Source organism: Verrucosispora sp. WMMC514 (assembly GCF_027497295.1).
In the GTDB taxonomy this organism is placed as follows: Bacteria; Actinomycetota; Actinomycetes; order Mycobacteriales; family Micromonosporaceae; genus Micromonospora; species Micromonospora palythoicola.
On sequence record NZ_CP114906.1, the window covers coordinates 1,943,415 to 1,957,480 of the forward strand.

At 72.2% G+C, this 14,066-nt stretch carries 16 protein-coding genes; 5 read left to right on the plus strand and 11 right to left on the minus strand.

Features of this window, described 5'->3' with window-relative positions:
• Positions 1 to 42: 42 nt before the first annotated feature.
• Positions 43 to 1,434: an SAM-dependent methyltransferase gene (locus O7597_RS08900; RefSeq protein WP_281582429.1), complete on the plus strand. Its 1,392-nt coding sequence runs from the start codon at positions 43 to 45 to the stop codon at positions 1,432 to 1,434.
• A 37-nt stretch (positions 1,435 to 1,471) separates the two neighbouring features.
• Positions 1,472 to 2,653: an NADH-quinone oxidoreductase subunit D gene (locus O7597_RS08905; RefSeq protein ID WP_281582430.1), complete on the plus strand. Its 1,182-nt coding sequence runs from the start codon at positions 1,472 to 1,474 to the stop codon at positions 2,651 to 2,653.
• A gap of 45 nt (positions 2,654 to 2,698) precedes the next feature.
• Here the strand turns inward: O7597_RS08905 and O7597_RS08910 are convergent, their stop codons facing one another.
• The 4 genes from O7597_RS08910 to O7597_RS08925 form a co-directional block, all read right to left on the minus strand.
• Complete coding sequence (locus O7597_RS08910; protein ID WP_281582431.1) at positions 2,699 to 4,321, minus strand: hypothetical protein; 1,623 nt, start codon at positions 4,319 to 4,321, stop codon at positions 2,699 to 2,701.
• 153 nt (positions 4,322 to 4,474) lie between these two features.
• Positions 4,475 to 5,476: a glycine betaine ABC transporter substrate-binding protein gene (locus O7597_RS08915; RefSeq protein WP_269738553.1), complete on the minus strand. Its 1,002-nt coding sequence runs from the start codon at positions 5,474 to 5,476 to the stop codon at positions 4,475 to 4,477.
• Positions 5,477 to 5,721: 245 nt separating this feature from the next.
• Positions 5,722 to 6,456: an ABC transporter permease gene (locus tag O7597_RS08920; protein WP_269738554.1), complete on the minus strand. Its 735-nt coding sequence runs from the start codon at positions 6,454 to 6,456 to the stop codon at positions 5,722 to 5,724.
• Positions 6,453 to 7,139, minus strand: a complete 687-nt coding sequence (locus O7597_RS08925) for an ABC transporter permease (RefSeq protein WP_269738555.1) — start codon at positions 7,137 to 7,139, stop codon at positions 6,453 to 6,455. The genes O7597_RS08920 and O7597_RS08925 overlap by 4 nt, the downstream gene beginning before the upstream one ends.
• A gap of 2 nt (positions 7,140 to 7,141) precedes the next feature.
• Between O7597_RS08925 and O7597_RS08930 the strand changes: the two genes are divergently transcribed.
• Positions 7,142 to 8,137 carry an ABC transporter ATP-binding protein gene (locus O7597_RS08930; protein ID WP_281582432.1) on the plus strand — a complete coding sequence of 332 codons (996 nt, stop codon included), beginning with the start codon at positions 7,142 to 7,144 and terminating at the stop codon, positions 8,135 to 8,137.
• A 106-nt stretch (positions 8,138 to 8,243) separates the two neighbouring features.
• Here the strand turns inward: O7597_RS08930 and O7597_RS08935 are convergent, their stop codons facing one another.
• From O7597_RS08935 to folP, 7 genes are all read right to left on the minus strand, one after another.
• Complete coding sequence (locus O7597_RS08935; protein WP_269738557.1) at positions 8,244 to 8,735, minus strand: hypothetical protein; 492 nt, start codon at positions 8,733 to 8,735, stop codon at positions 8,244 to 8,246.
• Positions 8,736 to 8,810: 75 nt separating this feature from the next.
• Positions 8,811 to 9,116 carry a hypothetical protein gene (locus O7597_RS08940; protein WP_093409856.1) on the minus strand — a complete coding sequence of 102 codons (306 nt, stop codon included), beginning with the start codon at positions 9,114 to 9,116 and terminating at the stop codon, positions 8,811 to 8,813.
• A 55-nt stretch (positions 9,117 to 9,171) separates the two neighbouring features.
• On the minus strand, positions 9,172 to 10,380 hold the full coding sequence (locus tag O7597_RS08945) for an ABC transporter permease (RefSeq protein WP_281582433.1): 1,209 nt from the start codon (positions 10,378 to 10,380) through the stop codon (positions 9,172 to 9,174).
• Positions 10,381 to 10,586: 206 nt separating this feature from the next.
• The gene (locus tag O7597_RS08950; protein WP_269738753.1) at positions 10,587 to 11,072 is read right to left on the minus strand and encodes a DUF3180 domain-containing protein; all 486 of its coding nucleotides are present in this window, start codon (positions 11,070 to 11,072) and stop codon (positions 10,587 to 10,589) included.
• Between the two features lie 109 nt (positions 11,073 to 11,181).
• Positions 11,182 to 11,709, minus strand: a complete 528-nt coding sequence (gene folK, locus O7597_RS08955) for a 2-amino-4-hydroxy-6-hydroxymethyldihydropteridine diphosphokinase (RefSeq protein WP_281582434.1) — start codon at positions 11,707 to 11,709, stop codon at positions 11,182 to 11,184.
• Positions 11,706 to 12,071, minus strand: a complete 366-nt coding sequence (gene folB / locus O7597_RS08960) for a dihydroneopterin aldolase (protein ID WP_281582435.1) — start codon at positions 12,069 to 12,071, stop codon at positions 11,706 to 11,708. The genes folK and folB overlap by 4 nt, the downstream gene beginning before the upstream one ends.
• Entirely contained in the window at positions 12,068 to 13,009 is a 942-nt protein-coding gene (gene folP, locus O7597_RS08965; RefSeq protein ID WP_281582436.1) for a dihydropteroate synthase, read from the minus strand. The genes folB and folP overlap by 4 nt, the downstream gene beginning before the upstream one ends.
• 344 nt (positions 13,010 to 13,353) lie before the next feature.
• On the opposite strand from folP, the gene O7597_RS08970 reads away from it, so the two are divergent.
• Positions 13,354 to 13,671: a hypothetical protein gene (locus O7597_RS08970; RefSeq protein ID WP_164448628.1), complete on the plus strand. Its 318-nt coding sequence runs from the start codon at positions 13,354 to 13,356 to the stop codon at positions 13,669 to 13,671.
• A 13-nt stretch (positions 13,672 to 13,684) separates the two neighbouring features.
• Complete coding sequence (locus tag O7597_RS08975; protein WP_164448629.1) at positions 13,685 to 14,047, plus strand: hypothetical protein; 363 nt, start codon at positions 13,685 to 13,687, stop codon at positions 14,045 to 14,047.
• The last annotated feature ends 19 nt before the right edge of the window (positions 14,048 to 14,066 follow it).

The following is a 14,066-nucleotide window of genomic DNA, read 5'->3' on the forward strand; positions in this document are numbered from 1 at the left end:
ACAAGGTTGTGTGAAATCGTTCACCGGTGTGAGGAGGGCCCCATGTCGATGCGCTGGCGCGAGGCGATGCGGCGGGCCCTCTACGGGCCCGAGGGCTTCTTCGTCTCCGGAGCCGGGCCCGCAGCCCACTTCCGGACCAGCGTGCACGCCTCACCGGTCTTCACCTCGGCGCTGCTCCGCCTGATCCACCACCTCGACGCCGCCCTGGGCTTCCCCGACCGCTTCGACGTGGTGGATGTGGGGGCTGGGGGTGGCGAACTGCTCAACGCACTCTCCGTGGGGGTTGCCGGGGAGCCCGCCCGCTCCGGGCGGTCAGGCTTGATCCCTGCGCGGGCGGGCTCCCCGGCAACCCTGACCACCACGGCCGCCGTCCGCCCCGGCCGGGGTGGTGTCTCGTCGGAGTCCGTCGGTCCGTCGCGGTCCGCGCCGGTTCCGCTGGCTCGGCGGGTACGGTTCACCGCCGTCGAACTCGCCCCGCGCCCCGCGCACCTTCCCGACCAGATCACCTGGACGAACGAGATCCCCACCGCCGTCACCGGCCTGCTCCTGGCCACCGAGTGGCTCGACAACATCCCCCTCGACCTGGCCACCCAAGTCAACGACCGATGGCACTACCTCCTCGTCGACCCCACCTCGGGCGAGGAGACGACAGGCGAACAGATCAACCCCGCCGACCTCGACTGGCTGACCACCTGGTGGCCCACACCGACCGAACGAACTCCCGGGGCGCGGACCCGCACGGACGACCCGGACCTCCCTCAGCAGACCGCAACGGACGGGTCGGCCCCGACCACGTCGGGTTTCCGGGCAGCCCGGCCGGCGCAGGGATCAAGCCTGACCGCCCGGAGCCGGCCGGGCTGCCCGGAAACCCCCACGGACCGCACCCCCACGGACCGCACCCCCACGGACCGCACCCCCACGCGCATACCGCCGATGGGGCGGGCGGAGATCGGGCGGACCAGGGACGAGGCGTGGGCTGACGCCGTGGGGCGGGTCGACCGGGGGCTGGCGTTGGCGGTGGACTACGGCCACCTGCACGCGGAGCGGCCGATCGACGGGTCGCTCACCGGGTACCGGGCTGGGCGGCAGGTGCCGCCGGTGCCGGACGGCTCCTGCGACGTCACCGCGCACGTCGCCATCGACTCCGTCGCCGCCGCCGGTGAGCGGGTCGCCCGGTGTGCGTACCTGCTGACCTCGCAACGGGAGGCGTTGCGAGCGCTCGGGGCCGACGGCGGACGACCGCCGCTGAGCCTGGCCGCCAGCGACCCGGCCGGCTACCTGCGGGCACTGGCCACCGCGTCGGCAGCGGCCGAGCTGACCGACCCGGCCGGCCTCGGCGGCCACTGGTGGCTGTGGCAGCCGGTCGGACTACCGACCGACCGGCTGCCACCCCTCGCGGCCCCTACCGACCGTCCTGACGGTCAGCACGGCTGACGGGCGACCACCGCCGGGCCCGGCGGTTCATGGCACGATGGCGGGCATGACCACGGGCGAGCTGCGCGAGCTGACCGTCGGCACCGGCGCCGGGCTGGTGGCGGGCACCGGCGGCGAGCAGCTCGGCGCGGACATGGTGCTGAACATCGGGCCGCAGCACCCCTCCACGCACGGCGTGCTGCGACTCAAGCTCGTGCTCGACGGCGAGCGGGTACTCGCCGCCGAACCGGTCGTCGGCTACATGCACCGGGGTGCCGAGAAGCTGTTCGAGGTACGCGACTACCGGCAGATCATCGTGCTGGCCAACCGGCACGACTGGCTGTCGGCGTTCGCCAACGAGCTGGGCGTGGTGCTCGCGGTGGAACGGCTGATGGGCATGGAGGTGCCCGAGCGGGCCACCTGGCTGCGGATGGCGCTCGCCGAGTTGAACCGGGTGCTCAACCACCTGATGTTCCTCGGTTCGTATCCGCTGGAGATCGGGGCGATCACCCCGATGTTCTACGCCTTCCGGGAACGGGAGACGCTCCAGGCGGTGCTGGAGGAGGTCTCCGGCGGGCGGATCCACTACATGTTCAACCGGGTCGGCGGCCTGAAGGAGGAGGTGCCGGCCGGCTGGACCGGGCGGGCCCGGGCGGCCATCGGAGAGGTACGCCGCCGGATGCCGGACCTGGACAACCTGATCCGCCGGAACGAGATCTTCCTGGCCCGTACCGTCGGCGTGGGGGTGCTGTCGGCGGCCGAGGCGGCCGCGTTCGGGGCGTCCGGTCCGGTCGCCCGGGCCTCCGGGCTCGACCTGGACCTGCGCCGGGACGAGCCGTACCTGGCCTACGACCAGCTCGACGTGCCGGTGGTGACGAAGACGGCCGGCGACTGTCACGCCCGCTTCGAGGTGCTGCTCGACCAGGTGTACGCCTCGCTCGACCTGGCGGCACAGTGCCTGGACCGGGTCGATCGGCTCACCGGACCGATCAACACCAGGCTGCCGAAGGTGCTCAAGGCGCCGGAGGGACACACGTACGCCTGGACGGAGAACCCGCTCGGCATCAACGGGTACTACCTGGTCTCGCGGGGCGAGAAGACGCCGTGGCGACTCAAGTTGCGCACCGCCTCGTACGCGAACGTGCAGGCCCTGGCCACCCTGCTGCCCGGCTGCCTGGTGCCGGACCTGATCGCCATCCTCGGCTCGATGTTCTTCGTGGTGGGCGACATCGACAAGTGACGGCGCGATCCGGCGCGGGCCTACGGCGGGCGTACGGTCGCCGGATCAGCGCCAGCGGCCAGCGCCGGCGTCGCGCCCCGCCGGACCGTATCCGGGCTCCTCCACGCGGTGCCGGCGGCCGTACGGCTCCCCGCCGGGACGTTCGCCGCGCGGGTACTCGGACTGGTAGCCGTACGCCGACTCCGGGTGGTGACCCCGCGCTGGTTCGGGCTGGTAGCCGCGCTCGCGGGACGGGCGCCACTCGGGCGGCACCGGCACCCCACCGGGGGGTAGCGCCGGACGGCTCTCCGGCTCGCCCCAACTGTCGCGCCACGCGTCGTCGCCCGCGGCACGGCGTGGCTCGTCGCGGCGTACGCTCGCCCAGCGGTCCGCCACCCGGTACTCGGTGCCGACCGGGTCGGCGTGCAGTTCGGCCCGGCGTTCGCCGACGCGCACCTCACGGCCCCGATCGTCGTCACGCACCGCCGCCCACCGGTCTCCGGCCCGCAGCTGCGCCCAGTACGCCCCGGTGTCGTCCGCCCGATGTCCCCGAGCCGCCGGTGCCGGGTCCGCGGGAGCCTCCCACTGCTGGCCACCCGCGTCCCAGCCCCGGTCATCCCGTGAGCCCCAGTCGCGACCGTCGGCGGGCCCGTCCGGATGACCCGAGCCGCCATCGCGGGCGGCGGACCAGTCGTCCTCCCCGGTCGACCAGCGATTCTCCGCCGGCGCTGGCGACCACGGGCGGTCCTCCTCGCGGGAACGCCCCGACCAGGAACGTTCCCCGTCACGGCCGGACCACCCGCGCGCCTCCTCCTGGGCCGACCCGGACCAGGAACGTTCGTCGGAGCGCTCCGTACCGGACCAGCGACGACTGTCGTCCCGGCGGGAGCGATCATCACCGTCGGACCACGAGTGGTCGTCCTCGTCGATGCCGTGCCCTCGCCCGCGCTCTCCGGGCGACTCCGACCACGCCGCCGGGTAACCGCCGTACCGGCCACCGGACTCACCGACGATCGTGTGCCGGGTGGTCACATGCACCGTCTCGGTGTGCCGGACCACCCCCAGTGGCCGCCCTCCCGACTCACCCGGGCGATCGTCCTGCTCGGGGCGGACCGGCGACCCGTAGACACCGGCTGAGCCGCTGGCCGGACGATCGTTGCCGGGCCCGGAACGCGCTGCGCCGTACCCGCCGGTCCGGCCGGGGGCGGGCTGGGCCGTGCCGTAGACCGCGGCCGGTGTGACGGGCCGTCCGGTCTGCCGCGACGGTGCCTCCGGTGCCGGCACCCGGGCCCGGCCCGGGCCGGGCGGTTCGTCGTCCGCGACCGCGGTGACGCCACCCGAGTCGACCCGTTGACGCAGTCCGGCCAGCGCCTGCTGGACCCGTTGGATCTCGTCGAGCGCCTGGTTACCACGCTGGGCGGCAGCCACGATCTCACCCCGCAGCTCCCGCCGCAGCTCGTCGACCTCCTCGCGGAGTTCCTCGGCGTGCGACCCACCGCCGTCGGTACGCAGTGCGATGGACAGTCCGATCAGCACCACGGCCAGAATCGCCAGCACCGCGGCGAACCGCAGCGGCCCGTTGCCGTCAGCGACCAGGAGTATCAGCGCCGCGACCGGAGCGAGGGCCACACCGCCCCAGAAGAGCACGGTGAGCAGCTTGCGCGGATCGGCGGGCACCGGGGCGGGCATGGGTCCGCAGCCTACCGAGAGTTGCGTCACCTGGGAACGGCTCGACGGCAGGTGTCCGAGGCGAGTATCGGAGGGGATCCGCGGCGGCGCTTTCGCGACTGGCAACGCGATGGCGCCCCGGCCGAGTCGGCCGGGGCGCCATCGCGCTCGAACTCAGTTCTGCGCGTACGCCGCGTCGGTCGAGAAGACCAGGCCGACGCTGATCGTGCCGTTGCGCAACGCGGTCTTGGTCAACGGCCCACCGCCGTCGAGCGAGGAGAACGAGCCGACCGACAGCCCGTAGGTCTGCTCCAGACCGGGCTTGCAGAACGGGCGCTCCTGGCACTCCGGCGGACCACCCAGCACCGTCGCCGTACCCGAGCACTTCTCGGCGAGTTCGGAGAGGGTCCGCACGCCGTACTTGTCGGCGAACTCCTCCGTCACGGCGAAGGCGTTCTGGGTCTGCGCGGCCGCCGGCGCGCCGAAGGTCAGACCCACCTGCTCACCCAGGCCACGCAGCGCGGTGACGGTCTTGTCGACGTCCGGCGAGGAGACCGGCTGGCCGCCGCTGTTCACCTTGCCGTTGAGGAACTCGGCGAGGGTGGCTGCGTACTCCGGGACGACCTGGATCTCGCCCTTCTCCAACGCCGGCTCGTACAACTCCCGGTTGCCGATCTGCTGCACGGAGACCTGGTAGCCGGCGGCGGTCAGCTGGATCTTGTAGAGCTCGGCGATGATCTCACTCTCGGTGAAGTTGCCCGCCCCCACCGTGATCCGTCCGCCCGGTCCCCGCTGCACCCCGTCGGTCAGCGAGTTGGCGTCGGCGAACTCCTGCGCCGCTGCCTGGGCGCTCTTGCGGTCCACGTCGACCGCCTTGTTGAGCTGCACCAGTTTCGGCGTGTCGAGCACCGCGGAGACCTTGTCGAGCGCGGCGATCAGTTGGGGGTTCGCCACCTCGCTGTTGACCGCCGGGATGATGTTGTCGGCGTTCTGCAGCGACTTGTCGTCCTCGAGTGCGATCAACTGCTCACCGGCCACCGGCGCGCAACCCTCGCCCGAGGCACCCTGCTGGGGTGCCTCGGTGCCGGAGGAGCCGGCGTCGCCGCACCCAGCCAGGACCGTCGCCGCCGCGACAGCCCCCGCGACCGCGATGGACAGTCTTCTACCTGCGCGCATGAGCCCGCCTTCCGTGTCCCGGCGCGGCCCGGATGGGCCGGCCGCGTGTCCGACGGGCGATCTCGCCTGCCGCCCGCGATGTCCACCCAACATCCTGCCGTGCCCCACCGACAAGCCGACGAGGCATTCGTCACCGGAACGTCACCCATCGGGGTCGTCGCGCCCGACGGACGCCGTACCGGTGAGGCGGATCGCACGACCAGCCCCCCGCGCCGGGTTGCTCGATGTCCTGAGTCGTCCCCTGGTCAGGAGCCGGCCACGGCATCCGCCGCGCGGCGCCCGGCACCGCGCCGGGCGCGGCGCAGCGGGCGCGGGGTGACCAGCCGCTCGACGAGCGCGAAGAGCAGTTCGACGCCTACCGCAAGCCCGGCCACCAGCAGCCCACCGGCCAGGATCTGGCCACCACCGACCGCGATGCTCAGGCCGAACCCGAACCGGATGATCTCCCCCAGGCCACCACCGTTGACGAACGTCGCCAGCGCCGCCGTGGCGACCACCTGGACGGCGGCGGTCCGGAAACCGGCCGCGAGATAGGGCACCGCGAGCGGCAGTTCCACCCGGCGCAGCACCTGCACCCCGGTCATGCCCATGCCACGGGCCGCCTCCCGGGTCTGCGGATCGACCTGCCGCACCCCGGTGTACGCGTTGGCCAGCAGCGGCGGCACGGCGAAGACCGCGAGCGCGAGCACCACCGCCGGCCGACCGAAACCGAGGAAGGTCAACGGAAGGATGGTCAGCAGGGCGAGCGTGGGCACCGCCAGGGTGAGGTTCGAGACCAGCACCACCAGCCCGCCGCCGCGGCCGGTGTGGCCCAGCCAGAGACCCAGTGGCCAGGCCACCAGGCAGCCCAGCAGCACCGCGGCGGCCGACATGCTGACGTGCTCGCCGAGCCGGTCCAGGATGCCGCCCGGGTTCGTCCAGTTCAGCGGATCGTTGAGCCAGACCACCGCCTGGGACACCGGATTCGTCGCGGCGCTCATCCGGTCCTCCCGCGCAGCCACGGGGTGAGCAGCCGACCGGCGCCCACCAGCAGCAGGTCGAGCACCAGCGCCAGCAGGACACAGAGCAACGTCCCGGTCATGATCTGAGCCTTGTAGAGGTTGTTCTGGAAGCCGGCGAAGATGATCTGCCCGAGCCCGCCCCGTCCGATCACCACACCGACGGTGACCAGGGCGACCGTGGAGACGGTGGCCAACCGCAGGCCGGTCAGGATGCCGGGCAGGGCCAGCGGCAACTCGATCCGCAGCAGTCGCCCCCAGCGGCCGTAGCCCATGCCCTCGGCGGCCTCCCGGACCTCCGCCGGCACCTGGTTGAGCCCGGCGACGGTGTTACGGACGATCACCAGCAGCGCGTACAGCACCACCACGCTCAGCACGGTCGCGACGCCGATGCCCAGATAGGGCGCCACGAATGCGAACAGGGCCAGGGAGGGGACCGTGTAGAGCACTCCGGTCAGTGCGAGAATCGGCCCGGTGAGTGGCCGGAACCAGTACGCCAGCACGGCCAGCGGGACGGCGATCAGCGCGGCGATGAGCACCGCCCGGAGGGTCAGCGTGGTGTGCTCACGCAGGGCGTCGAGCACCGTGTCAGAGTTGTCCCGCACGTACTGCCAGGAGAACCACGGGTTACCCGGATCAGCCCGGTAGCTCAGGCGGAAGGACATACGTGGACGTTACCCCGGGGGCCGGCGACGATCGACGCGCGGCGTCGATCACGCTCGACGGCATCGGCAAGCGCTACCCGGACGGCACCGAGGCGGTCCGCGAGCTCAGCCTGCACGTCGACGAGGGTGAACTGGTCGTGCTCATCGGCCCGTCCGGCTGCGGCAAGTCGACCGTACTGCGGATGATCAACCGGCTGATCGAACCGACCGCCGGCCGGATCCTGCTCAACGACTCCGACGTCACCCGGGTCGACCCGGTCAAACTGCGCCGCCAGATCGGCTACGTCATCCAGAACGTCGGACTCTTCCCGCATCAGACGGTGGCCGCCAACGTCGCCACCGTGCCCCGGCTGCTCGGCTGGGCCACCGGTCCGGTCAAGCGTCGGGTCGAGGAACTGCTGGAGCTTGTCGGTCTGGACCCGGCACAGTTCGGCCGGCGGTACCCGCACGAACTCTCCGGCGGCCAGCGGCAGCGGGTCGGGGTGGCCAGGGCGCTCGCCGCCGACCCGGTGGTGCTGCTGATGGACGAGCCCTTCTCCGCCGTCGACCCGATCGTGCGTACCCGGCTGCAGGAGGAGTTCCTGCGGTTGCAGGCGGAGGTACGCAAGACCATCGTCCTGGTCACCCACGACCTGGACGAGGCCGTCCGGCTCGGTGACCGGATCGCGGTGCTCTCCGAGGGCGGCCGGTTGGAGCAGTACGACACCCCGGCGACACTGCTCGGCGCGCCCGCCACCGGGTTCGTCCGCGAGTTCGTCGGAGCCGATCGGGGCATCCGCCGGCTGGCCGTCACCCCGGTGACCCGGGAGGTGATCGATCCGCTGCCGGTCGACGGCGGCAAGGACCTGCCGTCGGTACCGCTGGGCGGGTCGGCGTACGACGCGCTGGCCGTGCTGCTCACCTCGGCCGGTGGCCGGGCCGTGGTCACCGAGGACGGCCGGCCGGTCGGGACGCTCAGCCGGGAACGCCTCCTGACGATCACTGAGTCGGTCAACTGACTGTCGCAACGGTGTCGCCGGTCGAACCGGCGGGTGGAGCGCCGCAGGTGACTCCGGCCCGAGTGGTCGGCCGGGTCCGTCGCGCGCGGCGGACCCGGCCGACCGGTCAGCGCCGGCCCCGGTAGCCGCCGAGGGTGGCGATGCCGATGATCCAGCCGACGAAGAGGCCGTACTCCGCGCCGTCCCCCGCCGCCTGGAAGGCGCCCAGCAGCGACGGGTTGGTCCGGATCAGGGTGGTGAGCAGGGCCGCGAAGGCCCCGGCGAAGACGAACGCCGCCCAGCCGGCGAAGAACTGACTGATGGTGCCGCGGGCCCGGGCCAGCTGGGAGCCCGGCAGCAGGTAGAGGAACAGGAAGGTGAGGACGACCACGAGGATCGCCCGCAGGTCATCGGCGAAGATCTCCTGGATCGAGTCGTCGGAGTCGAATCGCCAGGCCGGCCAGGCGAGCAGTCTCAAAAACCACCCGCCGGCACTGTCGGCATCGGTGTTGTCCCTGGCCCAGTCGACGTACCAGGGGCTACCGAAGACGAGGACCAGAATGAGCGCGGCGAGCGTGCCAGCGCCCGGTGCGGACTTGTATCGATTGGTGAGAGCCATGGCCCCGCTATTTCCCAGCGGATCGACGCAGGCAAACGCGAGGCGTCATTTATGGTGGTACGCGCGTTTGGCCCGCTAGTGCTTCATCAGGTAGTCGATGAACGCGGCGCGCAGCAGCGGCGCGGACTCCTCGTAGCCGTGCCCGGTCATCTCGCGCCAGAGGGCCACCGCCTCGTCGACCGTCGGCCCCACCGAGTTCGGCGCACCGTCCAGCGCGGCCGCCTCGTCCGCGTTCGGCAGGTGCCGCAGCACCGACCAGAAGAACCGTACGTCCCGGCGCTCCCGGGCGAGGGTGAACGCCCGTTCACGCAGTTCCTCGGTGGAGAGGACGTCCAACTCCTCGAACGACCGGCCGCCGGAGATCGATGATGTGTCGGTCATGTGCCGAGCCTAACCGTCGAGATCACTCTCGGCGCGCCGACAAGCTGCCGACCGGTCACCGATCGTCGGCCTCCCAGGTACGCGAACCGGTCTCCCAGCGCCGGGCTCCCCACGGGTCGGTGCTGCCGACGGGAGGTTGGGCCGGCAGCACCGGCGGCCAGTCACCGACCGGCTGCGGCTGCGTCACACTCCACCCGCCCTCGGCGGCCGGCTCCGGCGGCGGCGGGGGCAGTGCCCCGAGCACCGGCGCCGGACGTCCGTACGTCTCCACCAGGCGGGTGACGACGAGCCCGCCGGCCAGCGCCACGCCGCCGACCGTCCACCGGCTGACCGTCCAGCCAAGGGCCTGCGCGTACGCCAGGAACAGCCCGATCGCACCGGCCGTCACCAGCGTGCCGAAGACCCCGCCACGCAGCCCGAACGCGCTGGTGCCGGCGAGCAGCGTCGCGCCCACCGCCAGCACCGTCCAGTCCAGTCCCGCCGCCGGCGTCACCGCCCCCTCCATCGAGGCGATCAGTACTCCGGCGAGCGTCGCGAGCACGGTGGAGCAGACGTACCCGGTGGTGGCCACCACAGCGGCAGCCGTACCCCGCCGACGGGCCGGGTCGACGATCGGACGGAACCGACCGACCAGCCGGCGGATCGGGCTCACCGCTCCGAGGAGCCCACCGAACACCGCGATCGCGGCGAAGCCGACGAAGAGTTGTCCGGCGGTGCCCCGCGGGTCGTAATCGCCCTGCACCAGCACCGGCGCGGAGCGCTGCTCGATGTAGACGATGACGCCGGCGGCACCACCGAGGCTCGCCGCCCAACCGGGCACGTGCAGCAGCACGACCACCAGGCCGAGCAGCAGCCCACCGATCGCCGCCGCCGCGGTGGCCGTGCCGACGGCGCCAAGCACCCCGCGGTCACTCTGTTCGGCGAAGTGCAGCCCGGCCGCGACCGCCACCGGTCCGACAGCGAGGTTGACCGCGGCGGTACGCAGGGTCAGCCCGACGGCCAGGGCCAGCAGACCCAGACCGATCACGTCGACGATCAGATCCCGCAACCCGCTGCCGCGCAGCACCGCGGAATCCTCACGCCACACCAGGTAGACAAGAGCGCCGAAGCCGAGCAGCAGGAACGTCTCCCAGACGATGTAGACGCCGAAACGGTCCCGAGCCGGCTCGGCGTCGGGATCGTCGAGGACGGCCCCCGCCCCGGTCGCGGGACCGGCCGAGGCGGGCTCCGGCGGTCCGTCACGGCCCGGTTCGTCGTACCCCATGATTCCTGCCTTCCAGCGGCCGCCCGGACTCCACCGACGCACGGGCGGACCGGCGGCGGGCCTTGCCTTTCGGTCGGAGGCACCGTACCCGCGCGTCCGAGCCGGGCGGAACCCCCTGCTGGGCGGGGCCGGCGGCGCGGGTCGTGTCCGCCCCCGAGGTGCCCGGCCGGGTGAAGGCTCACCCGGGCAGGCCTCGGGCGGTCGCACTAGCGACGACCCGGGTGGCTCTCCCAGTCGTCCGGCTCATGCTCGTCGTCGGGCCGCTCCGGGACCCGGCACGCCCGCTCCAACCAGAGTGCGGCGGCCACCAGGGCGGCCGAGGCCAGCAGGCCGGCGATGGCCGCCGGGCGGTCATCGGCGGCGGCCCGCGTCGGCTGCACGAACAACCAACCGGTCAGCCCCGCGTACCCGCCGGTGAAGATGGCACCGACCAGTGCGGATGCCTTGGCCAGCACGACGAACCGAGCCACCATCAACGGATTGACCGGGTCCCGCCCCGGTCGGCGGTCGATCCGACCCCGGGTGTTGATCGCGGCGTACGCCTCCAGCACGGCCAGTCCGGCCAGTGTCACCACCGGCAACCAGGGCAGCGGCGGCAGCCGCTCGTAGTAGATGCCGCTGATCAACAGCCAGGCCACCGCGGCGGCGGCGAGGGCGGTCACCACCAGGGTCGAGATGCGGGTGGGACCCATCCGCGACCCGTCGGGTGGCGGGGACACGCTCATGCCGGTACCCCGCCGCACGCCGCCCCGCCATGAGACCCGGTCGCGCTGAGCCTGATGGTCCGCTCACTGCGCTCGCTCATGCCGTCGACTCTAACGTCAGATCGGGCCGGGGGCTCACTTCCGGCACCTCGACGGCGACCGGCCCGGTGGTGAGCAGGTCGGTGAGCCAGCCGTGCCCGGGCAGTTGGCCGTAGGGCTGGATGTCGATCCACGGCCGCAGCACGAAGGCGCGCAGATGTGCCCGGGGATGCGGCAGGGTCAACTCGGGATCGGCGCTGACCACCGGGCGGTCGTCGTCGGTCCACACCGCGACGACGTCGACGTCGAGCGTGCGGGGACCGAAGCGCCGTTCCGGGTCCCGGACCCGACCGGCGGCCTCCTCCGCCGCCCGGGCCCGCGCCAACCAGTCGTAGGGATCGGCGTTCGGGTCCGCGGCCAGCAGCACGGCATTCAGGTACGTCGGCTGCTCGGTGTCGCCCCACGGCGGGGTCTCGTAGACCCCGGAGACCAGCAGGACGCTGTCACCGAGGACGGTCAGGGCGGTGCGCAGGTGGGCGAGTCGGTCACCGAGGTTGCTGCCCAGGGAGAGCACGGCGCGGGTCATCGGGTACGCGTCCGGCGCATCGTCACGGCCACGTCGGCGAAGGCGTGTGGCACCGGGGCTTCGGGCTTGTGCACCGTGACCGTCACGCCGGACACCCGCGGATCCGTCAGGCAGACCTCGATCAGCCGATCGGCGAGGGTCTCGATCAGGTTGACCGGCTCGCCGGTGACCACTTCGACCAGCCGCTCGGCCAACTCGCCGTAGTGCACCGTGTCCCGCACGTCGTCGGACCGGGCGGCCGGTCCCAGATCGAGTTCGAGCACCGCGTCCACCACGAACTCCTGACCGTTCGCGCGTTCGAAGTCGTACACCCCGTGCCGGCCGCGTGCCCGCAGGCCGGTCAGCTCGATCCGGTCGGTCATCGCCGACCCCGCCCGTCGACCGCGGACCACTCGGCGGCGTCCGACGGCACGACCTGACCGGCCGTCGACCCGGCGGGCGGGGCCTCGGCCGCCGACGGAGCGGCCAACCGGGGACGGCCGGTGGCCCGCCAGACGGCGAGCGCGTCGACGGTGGCCCGCACGTCGTGCACGCGTACCCCCCAGGCGCCGGCGGCCACCGCGAGCAGGCTGGTGGCGACGGTGGCGGCCGTCCGGCCGTCGGTCGTCCGAGGCACGCCGTCGGGGCCGGCCAGCAGTTGACCCAGGTACGACTTGCGGCTCGCGCCGAACAGCACCGGGTAGCCGAGGGCGATCAGTTCGGGCAGCCGGGCGCTGAGCTGCCAGTTGTGGGCGGCGTTCTTGGCGAAGCCGAGGCCCGGATCGATGATGATCTGATTCGGTTCGATCCCGGCGGCGAGGGCCGCGTCCACGCGCTGGCCGAGTTCGGCACGGACGTCGGCGACCACGTCACCGTAGTTGGCCAGCTCGCTCATCCGGCGGGAGTGGCCGCGCCAGTGCATCAGCACCCAGGGACAGCCGGCGTCCCGGACCACCCGGGCCATGTCGGGATCCGCGAGCCCTCCCGAGACGTCGTTGACCACGGCCGCGCCGGCCTGCAGCGCCGCGGCGGCGACCCGGGCCCGGGTGGTGTCGATGCTGACCGGGACGCCCGCCGAGGCCAGTTCGCGGATGACCGGCACCACCCGGGCGGCCTCGGTCTCCGCGTCCACCCGGTCGGCACCCGGCCGGGTCGACTCTCCACCGACATCCACCAACTCCGCGCCGTCGGCACGGAGCCGGACGCCGTGTGCGACGGCGGCGTCGACGTCGGCGTAGCGTCCGCCGTCGGAGAACGAGTCGGGCGTGACGTTCAGGACGCCCATCACCACCGGGGCCGGAGCCCGTACCAGATCGGTCACGAGTAGGACGGTACCGGCCCGGCCGCCCCTCACGGACGGCCCCGTTCGAGCATCCTGACATGGCAATTGGAACAGGTGTACGATCGGTCGTCCAGGTCGGTTCGGGCAGCATCTTCGCGGCTTGTCGCAAAGAGGGGCGGCCCGTACGCTGTGGAATTGTCCAGCATCGAGATGGCGACGGTTGGAGGGAGGGCCGAAGCGGGACAACCCACCCAAAAATCGCCACCCTTCGTGGCGGTTGTCGTACGCAGAGTCCCGAGCACTGCGCACAGTGAGCACCGATCCCGCAAGGCTTGCCTACTGCACCACCGCGGCGCCGCCGGCCGCGACTTGGGGAGGTTTCAGTGATCGCCATCGAGCTGATGGAAACGGCGTCCACAAGCGCCCTCCACCTGCTCTCCACCCTGGTGTCGTCGATTCCGCTCGCCGCGGAGGAACCGAAGGGGATCGACACCGAGGGCGTCGTCACCTTCTTCGCCAGCAAGATCGCGCCGATCCTGCTCGCCGTGCTGGGCGTCATCTTCATCGGCCGCGCCAGCCGAGGCGAGATCTCGAAGGTGTTGACCAGCTCGGCCATCGCGATCGTCGGGTTGGCCTTCATCGCCGGAGCCGCCACCCTCTTCTTCATCGGCGACTTCCTGATCAACCTGATCTTCGAATAGACGCGGGCACGAGATGCGGCTGCGCACCGACGACGACATCTACCGGGCTCGCCTGGTCTATCTCGGGCCGCCCGGCTACACCCTTCCGGTCCACCTGCCGTACGCCCAGTACGGGCTGTTCATGCTGCTCGTCCCCCTCTACATGTTCATCCACTGGCTGTTCACGCTGCGGGTCGAACTCTTCCCCGCCTGGGAGATCGCCCTCGCGATCGTGACCACCTCGTTCGTCTTCCGGTACGTCGACCCGGACCGTCCGGCGCGCATGGTGATCCGTACCGCGCTGACCGACTGGCGACGGACCCGGGAGCCGGCCGCCGAGCAGCGCGATCCGCGCCTGGTCGGCAGCAGGATCAGGATCCGGGAGGAACTGGCATGACCGGCTGCACGCCGTACGG

Bases quoted from the DNA above. Each gene is read 5' to 3' on its own strand.
- O7597_RS08900 (WP_281582429.1), top strand. From the start codon at position 43: ATGTCGATGCGCTGGCGCGAGGCGATGCGGCGGGCCCTCTACGGGCCC.
- O7597_RS08905 (WP_281582430.1), top strand. From the start codon at position 1,472: ATGGCGGGCATGACCACGGGCGAGCTGCGCGAGCTGACCGTCGGCACC.
- O7597_RS08910 (WP_281582431.1), bottom strand. From the start codon at position 4,321: ATGCCCGCCCCGGTGCCCGCCGATCCGCGCAAGCTGCTCACCGTGCTC.
- O7597_RS08915 (WP_269738553.1), bottom strand. From the start codon at position 5,476: ATGCGCGCAGGTAGAAGACTGTCCATCGCGGTCGCGGGGGCTGTCGCG.
- O7597_RS08920 (WP_269738554.1), bottom strand. From the start codon at position 6,456: ATGAGCGCCGCGACGAATCCGGTGTCCCAGGCGGTGGTCTGGCTCAAC.
- O7597_RS08925 (WP_269738555.1), bottom strand. From the start codon at position 7,139: ATGTCCTTCCGCCTGAGCTACCGGGCTGATCCGGGTAACCCGTGGTTC.
- O7597_RS08935 (WP_269738557.1), bottom strand. From the start codon at position 8,735: ATGGCTCTCACCAATCGATACAAGTCCGCACCGGGCGCTGGCACGCTC.
- O7597_RS08940 (WP_093409856.1), bottom strand. From the start codon at position 9,116: ATGACCGACACATCATCGATCTCCGGCGGCCGGTCGTTCGAGGAGTTG.
- O7597_RS08945 (WP_281582433.1), bottom strand. From the start codon at position 10,380: ATGGGGTACGACGAACCGGGCCGTGACGGACCGCCGGAGCCCGCCTCG.
- O7597_RS08950 (WP_269738753.1), bottom strand. From the start codon at position 11,072: ATGGGTCCCACCCGCATCTCGACCCTGGTGGTGACCGCCCTCGCCGCC.
- folK (WP_281582434.1), bottom strand. From the start codon at position 11,709: ATGACCCGCGCCGTGCTCTCCCTGGGCAGCAACCTCGGTGACCGACTC.
- folB (WP_281582435.1), bottom strand. From the start codon at position 12,071: ATGACCGACCGGATCGAGCTGACCGGCCTGCGGGCACGCGGCCGGCAC.
- O7597_RS08975 (WP_164448629.1), top strand. From the start codon at position 13,685: ATGCGGCTGCGCACCGACGACGACATCTACCGGGCTCGCCTGGTCTAT.